This window comes from Helicobacter sp. 13S00401-1 (assembly GCF_002272925.1).
Lineage (GTDB): Bacteria > Campylobacterota > Campylobacteria > Campylobacterales > Helicobacteraceae > Helicobacter_I.
This window is the reverse complement of the sequence record NZ_MLAR01000001.1, coordinates 18628-35938: the sequence shown is the minus strand read 5'-3', so window position 1 is coordinate 35938 and position 17311 is coordinate 18628. Positions and strand designations below refer to the sequence as shown.

14 protein-coding genes are annotated in these 17311 nt (G+C 36.3%); 7 read left to right on the top strand and 7 right to left on the bottom strand.

Annotated features, from left to right (window positions below):
- The first annotated feature begins 3 nt into the window (after window positions 1-3).
- The 3 genes from polA to BKH43_RS00140 are packed head-to-tail and all read left to right on the top strand — an operon-like array spanning window position 4 to window position 3557.
- Window positions 4-2709, top strand: coding sequence for a DNA polymerase I (gene polA / locus BKH43_RS00150; protein WP_095227271.1), 2706 nt, complete (start codon window positions 4-6; stop codon window positions 2707-2709).
- Window positions 2710-2722: 13 nt separating this feature from the next.
- Window positions 2723-3121: a GtrA family protein gene (locus BKH43_RS00145; protein WP_095227269.1), complete on the top strand. Its 399-nt coding sequence runs from the start codon at window positions 2723-2725 to the stop codon at window positions 3119-3121.
- A gap of 25 nt (window positions 3122-3146) precedes the next feature.
- Window positions 3147-3557 (top strand): hypothetical protein, encoded by a 411-nt coding sequence (locus BKH43_RS00140; RefSeq protein WP_095227267.1) that lies wholly within the window; start codon window positions 3147-3149, stop codon window positions 3555-3557.
- Here the strand turns inward: BKH43_RS00140 and BKH43_RS00135 are convergent.
- The 5 genes from BKH43_RS00135 to BKH43_RS00115 all read right to left on the bottom strand — a co-directional run bounded on the left by BKH43_RS00135 (window position 3554) and on the right by BKH43_RS00115 (window position 7164).
- Window positions 3554-3964, bottom strand: a complete 411-nt coding sequence (locus BKH43_RS00135; RefSeq protein ID WP_095227265.1) for a hypothetical protein — start codon at window positions 3962-3964, stop codon at window positions 3554-3556. The genes BKH43_RS00140 and BKH43_RS00135 overlap by 4 nt on opposite strands.
- Before the next feature lie 602 nt (window positions 3965-4566).
- Complete coding sequence (locus BKH43_RS00130; RefSeq protein ID WP_095227263.1) at window positions 4567-4944, bottom strand: chemotaxis response regulator CheY; 378 nt, start codon at window positions 4942-4944, stop codon at window positions 4567-4569.
- 51 nt (window positions 4945-4995) lie between these two features.
- Window positions 4996-5712, bottom strand: a complete 717-nt coding sequence (hisA, locus tag BKH43_RS00125; protein ID WP_095227261.1) for a 1-(5-phosphoribosyl)-5-[(5-phosphoribosylamino)methylideneamino]imidazole-4-carboxamide isomerase — start codon at window positions 5710-5712, stop codon at window positions 4996-4998.
- 37 nt (window positions 5713-5749) lie between these two features.
- Window positions 5750-6799 carry an alanine racemase gene (locus BKH43_RS00120; protein WP_095227259.1) on the bottom strand — a complete coding sequence of 350 codons (1050 nt, stop codon included), beginning with the start codon at window positions 6797-6799 and terminating at the stop codon, window positions 5750-5752.
- A 47-nt stretch (window positions 6800-6846) separates the two neighbouring features.
- Complete coding sequence (locus BKH43_RS00115) at window positions 6847-7164, bottom strand: c-type cytochrome (RefSeq protein ID WP_095227257.1); 318 nt, start codon at window positions 7162-7164, stop codon at window positions 6847-6849.
- A gap of 245 nt (window positions 7165-7409) precedes the next feature.
- Here BKH43_RS00115 and lysA point away from each other — a divergent pair, with 245 nt between their 5' ends.
- The 3 genes from lysA to BKH43_RS00100 are packed head-to-tail and all read left to right on the top strand — an operon-like array spanning window position 7410 to window position 11123.
- Entirely contained in the window at window positions 7410-8663 is a 1254-nt protein-coding gene (gene lysA, locus BKH43_RS00110; protein ID WP_095227255.1) for a diaminopimelate decarboxylase, read from the top strand.
- Window positions 8656-9762, top strand: coding sequence for a bifunctional chorismate mutase/prephenate dehydratase (locus BKH43_RS00105; protein WP_095227253.1), 1107 nt, complete (start codon window positions 8656-8658; stop codon window positions 9760-9762). Before lysA ends, BKH43_RS00105 begins: the two co-directional genes overlap by 8 nt.
- 17 nt (window positions 9763-9779) lie before the next feature.
- Entirely contained in the window at window positions 9780-11123 is a 1344-nt protein-coding gene (locus tag BKH43_RS00100; RefSeq protein WP_095227251.1) for a 3-deoxy-7-phosphoheptulonate synthase class II, read from the top strand.
- A gap of 58 nt (window positions 11124-11181) precedes the next feature.
- Here BKH43_RS00100 and BKH43_RS00095 read toward each other — a convergent pair whose 3' ends face one another.
- Window positions 11182-12798 (bottom strand): hypothetical protein, encoded by a 1617-nt coding sequence (locus BKH43_RS00095; RefSeq protein WP_095227249.1) that lies wholly within the window; start codon window positions 12796-12798, stop codon window positions 11182-11184.
- 264 nt (window positions 12799-13062) lie between these two features.
- Window positions 13063-14970 (bottom strand): transketolase, encoded by a 1908-nt coding sequence (gene tkt / locus BKH43_RS00090; protein ID WP_095227247.1) that lies wholly within the window; start codon window positions 14968-14970, stop codon window positions 13063-13065.
- Between the two features lie 324 nt (window positions 14971-15294).
- On the opposite strand from tkt, the gene acs reads away from it, so the two are divergent.
- Entirely contained in the window at window positions 15295-17286 is a 1992-nt protein-coding gene (acs, locus tag BKH43_RS00085; RefSeq protein ID WP_095227245.1) for an acetate--CoA ligase, read from the top strand.
- The last annotated feature ends 25 nt before the right edge of the window (window positions 17287-17311 follow it).

Below are 17311 nucleotides of genomic sequence, written 5' to 3'. Positions count from 1 at the left end.
CTTATGAAAAAGATTATCCTAATAGATACTTTTGGCTTTTTTTTCAAAAGCTACTACGCCATCCCTAAGCTAGTTAATAAAGATGGCTTTCCAACTGGTCTTTTAACGGGCTTTGCTAATCTTTTAAGTAGCATCTTTAAAGATGAAGAAAGCTATACGATATTTGCCTTAGAATCTAAAACCAAACTACTAAGAAAAGAGTTTTTTCCTGAATATAAGGCTAATAGAAAAGATGCGCCTGAGGACTTAAAGATGCAGTTAGGCGTGGCATTAGAGTGGGTTACAAAGATGGATTTAAACCTAGCAAGGGTTGAAGGGTATGAAGCAGATGATGTTATAGCAAGTCTTGCAACAAGCTATGCTAAAAGTGGACACAAAGTAGAAATAGTAAGTAGTGATAAAGATTTATATCAGCTAATAGATTCTAATATCTACCTTTATGACCCTACTAAAAAGATAGATATACACGAAAAAGAGTGCTTAGAAAAGTTTAAAGTGCATCCAAGTGAGTTTATAACCTATCAAAGTATAGTAGGTGATAGCAGTGATAATATCCCGGGCATCAAAGGCATAGGGCCAACTGGCGCTTTAAAGATACTAGAAAAGTTTAAAAGCTTAGAAGAGCTTTATGCGTGCACTGACTTAGAATCTATCTTTGGAAAAAGGATGGCTAGCCTTATAACTGAAGGAAAAGAGCTAGCTTTTACAAGCAGAAAGTTAGTCACTTTAGATAAAAACTTAAACCTTACTTTAGATCTTAAACCAACCCATAATCCTTTGTTAAAGATTAAAGATGAGCTTGTAAAGTATGACTTAAAAAAAGTTTTACAAAACATAGATAAGACACAAAACCCAACTAAAGATAGCAGCAAAGCACAAAGCACGTCTTTGTTTGGAGAATCTAGTTTTGAAAAAGAGTTGCCTAGAAGTCAAGTTGCTTCAGATTTTATATTAAAAACTAAGCTTATCTTAGATGAGGACGAACTTTTATCTAAGCTTTCTTCCATCCCAAAAGATACGCCCATAGGCTTTGATATAGAAACAACAGGGCTTAATGTAAGAGAAGATATCTTAGTAGGCTTTAGTTTTGCAACTAGTGATGTAGGCTACTATGTCCCATGTAAACACTCTTATATAAACGCCCCAACTCAGATTAGCAAAGAGACTTTACTAAAAGCGCTTAATATCATCTTTTCTCACCCACTAATAGGACATAATCTTAAGTTTGACTTACAAGTTATAGAATCTAATTTCAACCTTTCTTATAAAGGCGTGATACAAGATTCTATGATACTTGCTTGGCTTATAGACCCTAGCGGCTATGTTGGCTTAGATGCTTGTATGAAGCGCTACTTTAATCATGACATGATTAAGTTTGATTCCCTTTTTAATAAAAAATCTAAATACAAAGACTTTTCTAACATAGAAGTTGAAGACGCAAGTCTTTATGCAGGTGAAGATGCCCTAGCTACCTTAAAGCTTTTTAACAAGCTAAAAGACCTAATAGAAAAGCCACTTTTAGACTTAGCTTATAGCCTAGAGTTTCCTTTTATTAAAACGATAATGAGTATGGAAAAACTTGGAATCCATATCAATAAACCCTACTTTCAAAAGCTTTTAAACGAGCTTAATGAAAAGCTTGCTAGCTTGACTGAAAAGATACACGCTTTAAGTCCAGTGCCTTTTAATATAAACTCTACCAAACAGCTTGGAGAAGTGCTTTATGAAAGACTTGGGCTACAAAGCTCTAAAAAAACTAAAACTGGTTTTAGTACAGATGAGACTAGCTTAAAAGCCTTGCTTGGGAAACACCAAATGATTCCTTACTTATTAGAGTATAGAGAGTTAACCAAGATAACTAGTACTTATCTAGAGCCTTTTTTAAACTCTGAAGGCTCTATCATCCATACTCAGTTTATACAAACTGGAACTTCAACTGGAAGGCTAGCATCTAAAAATCCAAACCTACAAAACATACCTGTAAAAACTGAGCTTGGCTTAAAAGTAAGGGAAGGTTTTGTGGCTTCAAGTAAGGAAAAAGTACTTTTAAGTTTGGACTACTCACAAATAGAGCTTAGATTACTAGCTCACTTTAGCCAAGACCCAAGCTTAGTGCACGCCTTTTTAGAGGGCAAAGATATACACCTTCAAAGTGCTTCTTTAATCTTTGGCGATGAGCAAGCGATGGATAAAAGATATATAGCTAAGACTATAAACTTTGGGCTAATCTATGGCATGGGGGCTAGAAAGCTTGCTGCTAGTTTAGGTATAACGCAAGCTCAGGCAAAAAGCTATATAGAAAGCTACTTTGCAAAGTTTCCAACAGTTAAAAACTATCTAAATAACCTTAAAGAAGAGATCTTAGAAAAAGGTTATACCTATACTTTGCTAGGCAGAAAACGCTACTTTGACTTTCACCATGCTAACGACTTTGAAAGGGCTAACTTTTTACGCGAAGGGGTTAATGCTCTCTTTCAAGGAAGTGCGGCTGACTTAATAAAACTAAGTATGAATAAGATTATGGAATCTAATATCAAAGCAAGTATGCTTTTACAAATCCATGATGAGTTAGTCTTTGAAGTAGATAGGGATGATGCTAAAGAAGTAGCAAAAAGCTTGCAAGATATCATGACTAATATTTATAAGCTAAAAGTGCCTTTGCTTTGTAATACCTCCATAGGAAACACTTTAGCTGAGCTTAAACTTTAAGGGTTAATGGCTAGTGTTAGGTTTAACAGAGAAGCTAAAAAAACTACTAAAGACTAAGGGCCTAGGTTATTTAATACGATATCTAGTAGTAGGCGTGATTAATACCATAGTAGGCTTTGGCCTTATCTTTTTACTAACTTATCTAAAGGTTAATCCCTACATCGCAAATATAGTAGGCTACGTCGTTGGCATAGTAGTATCTTACTTACTAAATAGCTTTTTTACTTTTAAAAAGAAGGCTAACTTTTTTATGTTTGTAATATCCATGGGCGTAGCTTGGCTTGCTAATATCATCATGCTAAAAGTAGCTTTAGAACTAAGTGTTAATGTCTATATAGCCCAAATCTTAGCTGGCATAGTTTATGTTATAGTTGGTTTTGGACTAAGTAAGATAGTAGTTTTTAAAGTGTGAGATTTAAGTTAAAAAAGGAGATGTTTTGTACGGTGCAGGTTTTTATTTTACAAGTTGGTTGATATCTGCTTTTATGCTTATACCAGTGATAATCTTTGGCATAGTCTATTACATCTTTTTAGGCGGTGCGCCTGCCCCTAAGGAACAAACTATAAAAGACTTTTGCTTACTTACTGCATCTATACATAGTAAAGAAGACTTAGAATCTTTACTAAGTGAGTTTAGAAAAAAGTACACTCGTTATGATGAGCATCATATAGATGTGTGGTTAGAAAGTGTGACTAATCTAGCTAAGTCTCATTACTGGGATACAGACGCAGTAGCTCTTTTTGGGCAAGAGTTAGAAAACAAGAATCTTAGCCATAAAAAAGTTATAGCTAATACTATCTCAGCTGCTTTGAAGATGAAAGAGATAGTAAACACCCAAGGGGCTTAAGATATGCAATCTTTATAGAGCCTTGCTATCTCTTCTTTGCTTTCTAAAACTAGCTTGCATATCTTTTCTATCATACTTTTTTGTATGTTGTCTAAGTGGATTCCACAGTTTACTTGCACACTTACTTGCAAGCTTTCACATAAACTAAAAGCAAGTCTTTCTGAAAGTAAGGCTTCTTTGTGTCCTGGGATTTCTATAGTCTTAACTTCTATAGCTTGATAGTTTTTATCTTTTAGGCTTGCTAGGTCTTGTAGCTTTATATAAGCTAGGCTTGAAGCGCCAATATGTGCCTTATCTCCACCGTAGATATTTAAATTTAAATCCTTGCCACAAAGTACTGCTTTAAAGGTTATATCAAAAGTCTTAGTGCCATCTTTGCAAATCTTTACAAGTTCAAAGCTATCCATAAAAGCCCTTTTTATCTTTTTACGCAGGTATCTTAAAGTAAGGTATCATCATTTTATATAGGAAGTTTCAATTTCTTTACGCTATTAATTAGATCTTTATTCTGACAGTTTCTTTTTGATATTGCTTATTATTTGCGTTTTTTTTCTAGCTAAAGCGTAAGCTTCCTTGAAAATGAAGTTTCCTTGAAAAAGGGGTTAACCCCTTCTTGCTCCCGCAAGGCTTGCAAAAGCGCAAGCTTCTTTGAAAAATCACGCTTCCGCACTACTGCTCACTTTTTTTTCGTAATTTTTGCATCACGAAATAAAGCAAGAATGCCTTTGGCTTAAAAGCTTATGGTTATTACTACTTATCCACGCCCAAATAACTGCCCATTAAATACTATCCTTAATAATCTCTAAGACTTAGAAAAAGCATAGCAAAAAGTAAAGATTCTATTAAGGATGATGAATACTAGGGCGCCAAAAGGCAAAATGCTAAAATAAAACAGAATAAAGATTAAAAAAGGCAAAAGTTAGGTAAGGCTTCTTAGTCTTAAAGGCTAAGGTTTTGTATATGCAAGTTTGTGAAGTCTTTGGTAAGACCTAGTGTTATTTTAGAGTTTTTAGCCTTCATGTATACCAAGTACTACTTCAAGTTTTTCTTTTAAAACTTGTGGTGTAAAAGGCTTAACTATGTAGTTGTTAACTCCGGCCTTAAGTGCTGCTATAACCTCAGTTTTTCCACCTTCTGTAGTTACCATGATGATGGGTATATTTTTATATTTTGGCTCAGCTCTAACTTTTTTTACAAGCTCTAGGCCATTCATCTCAGGCATGTTCCAGTCAGTTATTAAAACTTGTATGCCATCCACTGTACAAAGCTGATTCCACGCATCAGCACCGTGCTCTGCTTCTAAAATATCCTCATATCCTAGTCTTTGGAGAGTGTTTTTTATAATTCTTCTCATTGTAGAACTATCATCAACTATTAGCAATTTCAACAGCCACTCCTATATATTATGGTTTTGTTTGAATTGTAACATATTTTATACTCACCTAAATTTAATACTTCTTAGATCTATGTTACCTTCATAAAATGCCCTGCCTATGATAACTCCACCTATATCTTCACATAAGGCTAACTTATCTATATCACTTACATCTTTAAAGCCTCCACTAGCTATGGTAAAAATACCACTATTACTAGCTATGGCTTTAGTGTAGTCTATATTTACCCCACTTAATAGGCCATCTTTACTAACGTCAGTGCAGATTATGGCGCTTACTTTGGAATCTTTAAAACTCCTAGCAAAATCTAGGGCGGTAGTTGTGCTAGTTTCAACCCAACCATGAGTTGCTACCTTACCATCTTTTGCATCTATGCCTATAGCAACTGGATAGTTTTCTGCCATCTTTTTAGCAAAGCTAGGATCTTTTAGTGCCACTGAGCCTAGTATCACTCTTGAAACGCCTATATCTATATAGCGTTTTATAGCATCTTCATCCCTTATGCCACCACCAACTTGAACTTTCAAGCCTGTCTCTTTGACTATAGATTTTATCGTTTCTAGGTTAGTTACAGTCCCACTAAAAGCAGCATCAAGATCTACTATATGAACCCAGTTTGCATTGCAGTCTTTAAAAAACTTTGCAAACTCTAAAGGCTCTCCATAAATCTTAGCACTACTTTTTTCACCCTTACTTAAACGCACAGCCTTAGAATCTAAAATGTCTATGGCGGGAAATATCTCTAAAGGCACTTTTCGCATAGCTATGCTTCCTTACTTTGGTAGTTTTTGTATTATCTTATATTATCTTGCGGGGTATAAAAGAAGAAAGTCTAGTTAGGACTTCATAAGGTATGGTATCAAAGGAGTTTGCCACACTTAAGGCATCATCCATCACACATATGCACTCACTGCTTCCATAAGTAGTAAAGCAGTCCATGGAGCTTATTGGCAAGACTTCATTGCCATTAGGAAGCAGTAAGATTCTATTGCCATTAGTTCTATAAAGTCCATCCCCATAGCCTATATCATAAGTGCTTACTTCACAAGTATCTTTTATCTTAGTAACCCCATCATAGCCTACTTTATCACCCTTATGTAAAAGCTTAGTTGAGATCTTATTAGCATAAAGTTTTAAAACAGGCTTTAGTTTGCTTGAAAGCTTATGCATAGGTGTAGCATAGCCATAAAGGCCCATACCTATCCTTACTAAGTCATCTTCATATCTACTTGCCCTCAAAGTGCAAGCTGTGTTAAAAGAGTGGAATCTTGGTAGTTTAAATCCTATCTTTTTACTTATATAGGCTACTTCATCTTTAACTTCATTAAACCTTTTTATCTCTAGGTTAAACTCTATCTCATCATCTGAATCCCCATAGCCATTATGGCCAAAGACTCCAACTAAGACTACTTTTTTCTTTAAAAGAGAATCTATACACTTTGCTATATCTTTTGGCTCTATGCCATTTCTATTCATACCTATGTTTACTTTAAGTTCAACTTTTAGGCCACTTACATCATGCAGTACAGATTCTATTTTTTCTATATCCTGTAAGCTATGAATGGTAGTGTAGATATTGTCTATCTTTGCTTGGGGAAGTCCATAAAAAAAAGTTACATTTTCAAACTTGTGAGCTATGCCTTTTGCTTCTAGGAAGTTTTTAACAAAGACTTCTTTTATATTAGCCTTAGCAGCTAGCTCACTCATCTCTTCTAAACCGTGCCCATAGGCGTTATCTTTTAAGACCATACAGACTTTGGCTTTGTTGTTTGATATATTATTTACGTGGGTAGTAAAGAGGTCTAGATTATGTCTAAAATTTTCACTATCCAATGTTATTAAAGACATTCTAGAACCTTTGTACGCTTAAATTTAGAATCTTAAGTATTTAAGACTTATTTAGGTAGTTTTGAGATGTAGTCAGCTAGTACTTCTATATCTGCATCGCTTACGTTTCTCATTTGTGCGTACATTATTTTAGAGTTACCGCCATTATGAGCAGTACCAGCTTTATAGCCTTTTAGGTCTCTAAGTAGTTTTTCTTTAGGTAAACCAGCGATTAGAGCTTTAGCGCCTGGTGCCATTTTCTTACCATCTACACCATGGCAGATTTTGCATTTATTAAATACGGCTGGGGCTTCATTAGCCGCTGCAAAAGTTCCCATTACGCCTAGTAAAAGAATGCCTGCTAATACAGTCTTAGTAGCTTTCATGATTCTTCCTTTGAGATTTGAGTTGTGATATTAGGCTTTATGCCTTCTGTCATTCTAATATTTTGAAACTTAGCTAGAGCTAAATTATAGTTAACTAAGCTTGTTTATGAGAATCTAAGCTTGATAAAAGCTTAATTACATCATGTGTAGCCTAAAAATATGCAAATCATCAGCTAAAATAACCAAGAAAAAACCGCAAGTAAAACTTGTAAGATTTAAATTCTCTAGAGAAAGGCAAGATTAAAATGGCTAACTACGCACAACTTGCACAAAAGTACCATACACCGCTTTTTGTTTATAACTTTGATGCTATCACCCAAAGTTATACGACCCTAAAAGAGTGCTTTGAAGGCTATAAAAGTCTAATCTGTTATGCCTTAAAAGCTAACTCTAATCTAAGTCTTATAAGACACCTTGCAAATCTTGGCAGTGGTGCAGACTGTGTTAGTTTTCACGAAGTAAGAAGGGCGCTTTTATCAGGGATACCAAAGTATAAGATTATCTTTAGTGGAGTTGGCAAAACACTACATGAGATAGAATCTGCTTTAAAGGCTGATATTTTATTTCTTAACGTAGAAAGTGAAAGTGAGCTTTTTTTAGTTGAAGCTGTAGCTAAAGACTTAGGAGTTGAAGCAAGAATCTCTTTACGTGTTAATCCAAACGTAGATGCTAAAACCCATCCTTACATCTCAACAGGACTAAGTTCTAATAAGTTTGGGATTAACCATGAAGAAGCTTTTAAACTTTATCTTCACGCACATAAAAGTCCTAACCTTCTTCCAGTTGGAATCCACTTTCACATAGGCTCTCAAATATTAGATTCTGCCCCTCTTATAGAATCTGCCCTAAAGATAAAAGAGCTAGCTAGAGGACTTTTAGCACTAGGCTTGCCTTTGAAGTTTTTTGATATAGGTGGGGGCTATGGTATAACTTATACTGATGAAGTGCCTTTTAACTTACAAGAGTACATAAAAAATATTATTAATATAGTTAAGCCCCTAGATCTATCCATACTAACTGAGCCAGGACGCTTTTTAGTGGGTAATGCTGGCATTTTACTAACTAGTGTTTTATATGAAAAGCTTAATGGCACTAAGCGCTTTGTCATAGTTGATGCTGCTATGAATGACCTAATCCGCCCAAGCATCTACAAAGCCAAACACGAGATAGTAGCACTTAACCCTAAAAGCAAAGAAGTTTCAAAGTGCGATGTAGTAGGAGCAATATGCGAAAGTGGGGACTACTTAGCTAAGGATGTAAACTTGCCAGATTGTGAAAGCGGGGATTTGCTAATAGTTAAAAGTGCTGGGGCTTATGGCTACTCTATGAGTAGTAATTATAACTCTAGGCTTAGACCTGCAGAAGTAGCACTTACTAATGGAAAAGATACGCTTATAAGACATAGAGAGAGTTTTGAAGAGCTTATAGAAGATGAGCTTTTATTGCTAGATGAAAACACAGATAAGGTAGATGATATTAAAGGGAGTAAAGATGTCTAAGTCCTTAGAAGAAACCTTAAGTGAGCTAAGGGATAATATAGATTTTATAGATGGTGAGATTTTAAAGCTAATTAATAAAAGGCTAGGCTATGTTGCAGAAGTAGGAAAAGCAAAGCTTGCTAATAAGGCTAGTATTTATAGACCAGAAAGAGAAAGAGAGATAATCTCTAAACTTCAAGCCTTAAAAGAAAAAGCAGATCTAAAAAATCTTAGCCTTTCTAGTATAGAAGCTATCTTTTATGAAATCTTTGCTATCTCTAGGAATCTAGAAGCGCCTCAAAAAGTAGCCTTTTTAGGACCTATAGGAAGTTATACTCACCAGGCAGCTGAAGATAGATTTGGTCCTTTAAGTACTTACTATGCACTTAATAATATAAGCGCAGTTTTTGATGCTTTAATACAAAAAAATGCAAAATATGGCGTAGTGCCTTTAGAAAATAATATTAATGGCATGGTAGGAGAAACTATAGACTTGCTAGCTCAAAGTGAGTATAAGATAATCTCAGAGCTTACTTTGCCTATACATCACAGCCTTGCTAGTATGTGTGAAAGTTTAGATTCTATAAAACGTATCTACTCTAAAGATATAGCCTTTGGTCAGTGTTCAAAGTTTTTAAAAGACTACTCACTTAGTAATGTAGAACAAATCTATACTAACTCAACTGCAAGTGCCGCTAAGCTTGCTAAGGAAGATAAAAATGGCGCTGCGATTTGCTCTAAGATTGCCGCTAAGCTTTATGAGCTACCTATAATGTTTGAAAACATAGAATCTAATGGTAAAAACAAGACTAGATTCATCATAGTAAGTGACTTTGAAAACAAACCTAGTAGCAACAGCAAAACTTCAGCTTTTGCAACTATAAAAGACTTTTATGAAACAGGCGGACTTTTGCGATTAATGCAAGATTTCGCCTTTGAAGGTATAAATCTAACTAAGATAGATTCTAGGCCTATTAGCGCTAATGGCGATTTTAGCTTTGGTTTTTATATAGACTTCCACGGCCATAGGTATGATGAGAACGTCGATAGGGTTTTTAAGAAAAGAAAAGATGAGTTAAAGTGGTTAGGCAGCTATCCTAATATGGACGAAAAAGCTTAAAATAGAAAGGAATAAAGATGAGTTGGAGTAAAAGTAGTTGGAGAAACTTTCCTATAAAGCAACATCCTACTTACAAGGATAAAGAGCATATAAAAAAAGTAGAAGAGATTTTATGTGGATTCCCCCCACTAGTTTTTGCAAGAGAGGCAGATAAGCTTAGGGAAGGTTTTGCAAAGGCTTCTAAAGGCAAAGCTTTCTTGCTTCAAGGGGGGGACTGTGCTGAAAGCTTTTCTCAGTTTAGTGCAAACAACATAAGAGACATGTTTAAAATCATCCTTCAAATGAGTGTTATCCTAACCTTTGCTTCAAGCTACCCTATCATAAAAGTAGGGCGTTTAGCTGGGCAGTTTGCAAAGCCTAGATCAAGTGATACTGAGACAATTGATGGTGTAACTTATCCAAGTTATAGAGGTGATCTTATAAATGAGCAAGATTTAAACGCAAGAGAGCCAGATCCAGAAAAGCTTTTAAGAGGCTATAACCAAAGTGCAAGCACTCTAAATCTTTTGCGTGCCTTTGCACAAGGTGGTTTTGCTGATCTTGCATCTATTCATAAATGGAATCTAGAGTTTGTGCATAACAACAACTTTGGCAAGCGTTTTTCTTTGTTAGCTGATGATATAACTAAGTCTTTAAAGTTCTTAGAAGCTTGTGGAATCTCTAGTGAAAATAACTCCGCCCTTAGAGAAGTAGACTTTTATACTTCCCATGAAGCCTTAGTTTTAAACTATGAAGAAGCCCTAACTCGCCAAGATAGCCTAAGTGGCAAGTGGTATGACTGCAGTGCTCATATGCTTTGGATAGGTGAAAGGACACGCGATTTAGATCATGCTCATGTTGAGTTTTTACGTGGGGTTCATAACCCTATAGGAGTAAAGATAGGCCCTAATGCAACTAAAGAAGATATCTTAGGACTTTGTGAAAAGCTTAACTCGCGTAATGAAGCCGGTAGACTTAATCTCATAGTGCGTATGGGCAGTGAAAAGATAAAAGAAAAACTTCCAGCCCTTTTAGATTCCATAAAAGGTTATGGACTAGAGATACTTTGGAGTTGTGACCCTATGCATGGTAATACTAAAACTTCAAGCAGTGGCTATAAGACTAGGGATTTTGGAGATGTTGTAAGTGAGATAAAAAACTTCTTTGAGATACATAGGCAAAATGGCAGCATCCCTGGTGGTCTACACTTAGAGTTAACTGGACAAGATGTTACAGAGTGCATAGGTGGATTACAAGAGATAAGTGAAGATATACTGCACACTAGCTATAAAACTCAGTGTGACCCTAGGCTTAATGCAGTCCAAGCCTTAGAGCTTAGCTTTTTAGTTTCAGATATATTAAAAGGAAGCACTAGTTTATAACTTTAAAGCTAGGCTTTTAAAAGCCTAGCTTTAAAGCTTGCTAAAGATGTGACTTTTGCTAGTGGCTTTTTCCAAAGTAGTAAGTATAGTTAAGAGTTATATCACTACTTGCGATCATGTCGTTTTTATTTCTAAAGTAGTACTGATACTCTAAAGAGATACTTTGGTTTTGTCCTATAAAAGCGATGATTCCAGCCTTTAAAGTAGGAAGTATAGTAGCTGCATTAGCAGCTCTTGCTGCTGAGGTTCTAGCAGCTTGGGCTTGCTCTGCACCTGCTATACGAGCATTTCTTATACTATTAAGATAGGCTATAAGTGCTGCTAGGTTATTTAGTGTATCTGCATTTGAAGCAGGCACTATGGTGTTACCAAACCCTCCATTATTAAGACCACCTCCACTAACTGTACCTCCTGTACCTCCACTAGTGTTTCCAGTTCCAGTGTTTGTATTTCCACTATTTGTATTTCCAGTGTTTGTATTTCCTCCACCAGCTAAAGTTCCTGTTGGGGGCGTAGGTCTATTTTGTGCATCTACTACTCTTTGACTAACAGTTGCAAGACTAGCTTGTGCATTTTGCAAGTTAGTTAAGCTTTGATTAAAAGCGTTTGTATCTCCTATCCCTTGACTAACTAAGCTTTGACCTATCTGCTTTGGATTATTAGCGCTATTTACTACTTGCAGCGCTCTAGCCAAACTAGAAGAAGCTAAAGATATATTATTACCATTATTTAAAGCACTATTTGCTTGGTTTACTAGGGTACTTACCTCACCAGCAACGCTATTAATATCTTGTGTAGCTTGACTTACTTGCGCAGTTCTATTTCCATTAAAAGCATTTTGTGCATTACTTAGATTAAAATTTGCTTGATTTAGTGCGCTTTGGGCACTAGCTAGAGAGTTATTAGCAGTAGATAGCTGGCTTTGTGCTTGGGCTATTTGTCTATTTATCCTATTTGTATTTGCACTCAATCTATCAGAAGCCCTATCACTTCCTGGGCCTACACTTGGAGAGGCTAAACGTCCAGCTCTAGCAGAAGCAAGATTATTTTGAAGATTGTTAATATTTGCATTAATAGAATTTACATTGCCTTGTGCACTATTAAAAGCATTTTGCGCACTTTGCTGTCTTTGTCTTGCTTGGTCTAGTTGGATTTGTAAGTTAGGAAGGGCACTTGCAAGTTCTTGCAAGGACGCTGCTCCTACTATAGTGCTTCCATTAGCTATAAAGTTTCCACTACCACTATTAATATTATTATCATTAGTTCTTACAGCCAAACCTGCACCTATGATATACCCTAGTTTTATAAAACCATCCCCAACATCAAAGGCTTGAACAAAGTCAAGATTTACAAAGTACTGAGGCACAAAGGCTTCTTTCATACTATAAGCACCTACACCAACACTTGCTTGGAATCCTAAAGTGCTATTAGGCGTAGTAGTAAAAAGGGCAGTTCCTAGTTTTAGTTTTGCATTAGCCCCAGCGCCGGCAAAGTTTATGCCTTCTGGTACTTTGGAGATATCTAGCCCACCGCCAACTCCTGCTCCTAATGTAAACTTCAAGCCATTTAAGGCATTAGTTTCATGATTTGACCCATTTACATCTGCTGCAATGGCCATGCTGCCTAGGCTTAACGCCAAACTAGTTGCTAATATGATGTTAGTGACTTTTTTCATCTCTAGCCCCTTATAATGATGTAATGTAGAAATGCCATTTGTATGTTTTTTATTAAGTAGGATTCTATGATTTTTGCTTTTGGTCTAGTCTTAAATACCCGCATAAAGACAAAAAAGATACTAAAAAGACCTGTTATTTACAAAGTGGAGGTTTAAGTGTGTTGATTTATAAAAGTTTTTCTTTAACAAACTTTCTTAAATCTTATAGCTTAAGACTTGCTAGTGCGATAACAAGTCTTAGAGTAAGGGTTATTATATAAGTGTTTAAATGAGGCTTTTTGCTTTTTTGACTACATTTTCTACACTAAAGCCAAAGTGTTCAAAGAGTACATCACCTTTTCCACTAGCCCCAAAGCTTTCCATACTTAAAACGCTATCTGCGATAGCATAAAGCTCTAGTCCCCTTAAAGCTTCAACTGCTAAGACTTTAGAGTTTACAAATAACTCTTGTTTATACTCTTTACTAGATTCTAAAAACAAATCAAAACTAGGCATGCTTACAACTTGCGTTGCTATGCCTTCACTTTCTAAAACTTTTTGGGCTTTTAGACAAAGACTTACTTCACTTCCACTAGCTAGCAAACTAAGCACAGGCTTAGTGCTACTTTGAGACTTTAAATAAGCTCCTTTGCTAACTTCAGCCACGCTAGGTAAAGAAAGTACTTCTAGGTTTTGGCGACTTAGGACAAACATATTAGGTGCCTCTAGGCCTAGGGCTACTTGCATGCAAACTACATTTTCATTTGCATCACATGGACGCCACGTAATAAGATTTGGCATGGCTCTAAAGTGGGTAAGTTGCTCAACTGGCTGGTGGGTTTGGCCATCCTCACCTACTCCTATACTGTCATGAGTAAAGACATATAAAACCTTAGCCTTCATGATAGAAGCTATCCTTATGCTTGGGCTTAGATAGTCGCTAAACACAAAAAATGTCGCACAAAAAGGCCTATAGATTCCATAGTTTGCAAAAGCGTTAGAGATAGCACCCATGGCGTGCTCTCTTATACCAAAGTGCATATTATTGCCCTCTGGGAAGTTGCCTGTGTTAAAAAGCTGCGTGTTATTACTTGGTGCAAGGTCTGCACTACCACCTATAAAGCCTAAGTCAAACTCACTTATAGCATTTAATATCTCGCCATTACTTACCCTTGTAGCTAGCGACTTACCAACTTCATAGGTTTTAAAGCTTATGTTTTTAAAGTCTGGGTGCATTAAAGATTCTACAAGGCTTACTTTATTATCAGTTATAAGCTTTTTCTTCCATATAGCATTTGCCCTGCCTCCCCTCATCCTAACGCCATCAAAAAACGCCCTTGAGTTAGAAGTCACATTAAAACTAGCATTTGCTAACTCTAAAGTCTGTTTGCTTTTAGCTATAACTTCCATGCCTAGTGGGGCACCATGTGTTTTATGGCTTCCTTCTAGTCCTACTGCCCCTTTGCCAATAGTTGTTTGAGCTATGATTAAAGTAGGCTTGCTAGCAGTTTTTACCTTTGTAAAGGCCTCATTAATCTCATCATAATCATGTCCATTAATCTTTATAACATCAAAGCCAATTGCAAGGAATCTTTTTTCTACATCTTCACTAAAAGTGATGCCTATATCCCCTTCTATGCTTATGTTGTTACTATCATAGATTAAAACTAGGCTTTCTAGCTTAAAATGGCCAGCTAGTGAAGTAGCCTCATAGCTTATACCCTCTTCTAAGTCGCCGTCCCCACAAAAGCAGTAAACTTTATGATCTATCAAGTCGCCTAGTAGTTTTTGAGCTCTTTTTTGTGCCATAGCAAAGCCTACTGCATTAGCTATGCCTTGACCTAGTGGACCAGTAGTTATCTCAACTCCAGGCGTGTGTTTATACTCAGGATGGCCTGGGGTTAGTGAGCCAAACTTTCTAAACTCTTTTAAATCTTGTAAAGATACTTCAAAGCCCCAAAGATGCAAAAGCGCATAGATTAAAGCACTAGCATGGCCTCCACTAAAAACTAGCCTGTCTCTATTTAGCCAGGTTAGATCACTTGGGTCTATGTTGATGTGCTGACTTAAGATTACTGCTAAGTCTGCTAGGCCTAGTGGGGCGCCTGGGTGACCACTGTTTGCGTTTTGTACCATGTCTGCACATAGCATCCTTAGTTCATTTGCTATTTTTTGTAAGTTTTGATTTTGCATTTAAGTTGCCTTAAGTGTGGGAGTTAAAACAATGATTTTTAATAAAAACTATTATATTAGATTCTTGATGATTTATATATATTGAAGGCTTAGGTCTTTAGTATTGCTAAAAAGTGACAAAGTTAGATTCTAAAACTGTAGATTAGCTTAAGCCTTTAATGAAACACTATTACTTTTTTTCTCATTTTGATATTTTAAGACTCTAAATGTTTAAAAATGTAACTTTTAAAGTTTAAATTTTTACGTTTATTCCTACCTATAACCTTACGTGAAATAAAGTTTGTTTATAGTTAACAAAGATTAAGTGATAAAAGGAGCTAGTTTATGGAAAATATAGATAATGACCTAGAGTTTGCACAGACTATTTTTAAACCAAATAGGGAGTTTGCAAAACAAGCTCGCATTAAAAACATGTGTGAATATGATGACTTATGTTATGAAGCAAATGACGATTATGAGAAATTTTGGGGGGATTTAGCTCAAAAAAAGCTTACATGGAAGGAGCCTTTTAAAAAAGTTTTAGATTCTAGCAATGCTCCTTTTTATAAGTGGTTTGAAGGTGGGAAGATAAATGCAAGTGTGCAGTGCTTGGATAGACACTTAGCAGATAAGAAAAACAAAGTTGCCATTATCTTTGAAGGCGAGATGGGGGATTATAAAGCTATATCTTATAGAAGGCTTTATGATGAAGTAAATAGAGCATCAAATCTACTTAAAAATCAATTTGATATCAAAAAGGGTGATAGGGTAGTTATCTATATGCCTATGATTCCAGAAACTGCCATAATGATGCTAGCTTGCGCTAGGATAGGGGCTATACACTCAGTAGTATTTGGAGGTTTTAGTCCAGAAGCCATAAGAGATAGGGTAAATGACGCACAAGCTAAGCTTGTTATAACTGCTGATGGAGCTTTTAGAAAAGGTAAGCCTTATATGCTTAAACCTAGTGTAGATAAAGCCCTAGAAAATGATGCTTGTCCAAGTGTGCAAAAAGTCTTAATAGTTGAGCGTAATCATCAAGAGATTAGCTACGTTAGGGGACGTGACTTTATCTATAATGAGATGGTAGAAAATGAATCTTGCTACTGCGAGCCAGAAGTTATGGACAGTGAAGACCCACTTTTCTTACTTTATACTAGTGGAAGTACTGGTAAACCAAAAGGTGTTCAGCATAGCACTGCAGGCTATATGTTGCAAGCCCAACTTACTATGGAGTGGGTTTTTGATATAAGGGATAATGATAACTACTGGTGTGCGGCTGATGTTGGTTGGATAACAGGGCACACTTATATAGTCTATGGCCCACTAGCGTGCGGGGCTACTACTTTGATGTATGAAGGAACTCCAGGCTATCCAAACTATGGCAGATGGTGGAAGATGATAGAAGAATATAGAATCGATAAGTTTTATACCTCTCCTACAGCTATAAGGATGCTTCATGCTGAAGGGCCAAATGAACCTCAAAAGTACGATCTAAGCTCTTTAAAAGTACTTGGAACTGTAGGTGAGCCTATAAATCCAACTGCTTGGAAGTGGTTTAGAGAAGTTATAGGTGGTGGAAGATGCTCTATAGTTGATACTTGGTGGCAAACTGAAACTGGTGGGCATATGATAAGTCCACTGCCAGGGGCTACTCCATTAAAACCAGGCTGCGCTACTTTACCACTACCTGGAATCATGGCTGAAGTTATAGATGAAGAAGGCAATAAAAAAGAGCCAGGAGAGCAAGGACTACTTTGTATAACTAAGCCTTGGCCTTCTATGATAAGAACTATATGGGGCGATCCAGATAGATATGTATCAAGTTACTTTTCTCAAGCTAAAAAAGACGGTAAGCCAGTTTATTTCGCAGGGGATGCTGCAATCTATGATGATAGAGACTATATAACTATCATAGGAAGAACAGATGATGTTGTTAATGTTAGTGGCCATAGACTTGGTACTGCTGAAGTTGAAGCAGCTATCGCCAAACATGAAGCTGTAGCAGAAAGTGCTGTAGTAAGTAAGAAAAACCCTATCAAAGGGGAAAGTCTTTTTGCCTTTGTGGTGCTTCAAAATGGAGCAAGTTGTAACTTAGGTGAAAGCATAGAACACTTAAAAGAGATAAATAAGATAATAGCAACAGAGATAGGAAACATAGCTAAGCTTGATGATATTATGTACGTGCCTGGTCTTCCTAAAACTAGAAGTGGGAAGATTATGAGAAGGATTTTGCGTTCCATCGCAAGAGGAGAGGCTATCACTCAAGATATTTCTACACTTGATGATCCAAACGTAGTAAAAGAGATTTTAAGTATAGCTAATCAAGAATCTTAAAGTAGGGAGGAAGTTTTAAAACCTT

Coding starts and splice junctions, on each gene's coding strand:
- polA (WP_095227271.1), top strand. CDS start 4: ATGAAAAAGATTATCCTAATAGATACTTTTGGCTTTTTTTTCAAAAGC.
- BKH43_RS00135 (WP_095227265.1), bottom strand. CDS start 3,964: ATGGATAGCTTTGAACTTGTAAAGATTTGCAAAGATGGCACTAAGACT.
- hisA (WP_095227261.1), bottom strand. CDS start 5,712: ATGCGAAAAGTGCCTTTAGAGATATTTCCCGCCATAGACATTTTAGAT.
- BKH43_RS00120 (WP_095227259.1), bottom strand. CDS start 6,799: ATGTCTTTAATAACATTGGATAGTGAAAATTTTAGACATAATCTAGAC.
- BKH43_RS00115 (WP_095227257.1), bottom strand. CDS start 7,164: ATGAAAGCTACTAAGACTGTATTAGCAGGCATTCTTTTACTAGGCGTA.
- lysA (WP_095227255.1), top strand. CDS start 7,410: ATGGCTAACTACGCACAACTTGCACAAAAGTACCATACACCGCTTTTT.
- BKH43_RS00105 (WP_095227253.1), top strand. CDS start 8,656: ATGTCTAAGTCCTTAGAAGAAACCTTAAGTGAGCTAAGGGATAATATA.
- BKH43_RS00100 (WP_095227251.1), top strand. CDS start 9,780: ATGAGTTGGAGTAAAAGTAGTTGGAGAAACTTTCCTATAAAGCAACAT.
- BKH43_RS00095 (WP_095227249.1), bottom strand. CDS start 12,798: ATGAAAAAAGTCACTAACATCATATTAGCAACTAGTTTGGCGTTAAGC.
- tkt (WP_095227247.1), bottom strand. CDS start 14,970: ATGCAAAATCAAAACTTACAAAAAATAGCAAATGAACTAAGGATGCTA.
- acs (WP_095227245.1), top strand. CDS start 15,295: ATGGAAAATATAGATAATGACCTAGAGTTTGCACAGACTATTTTTAAA.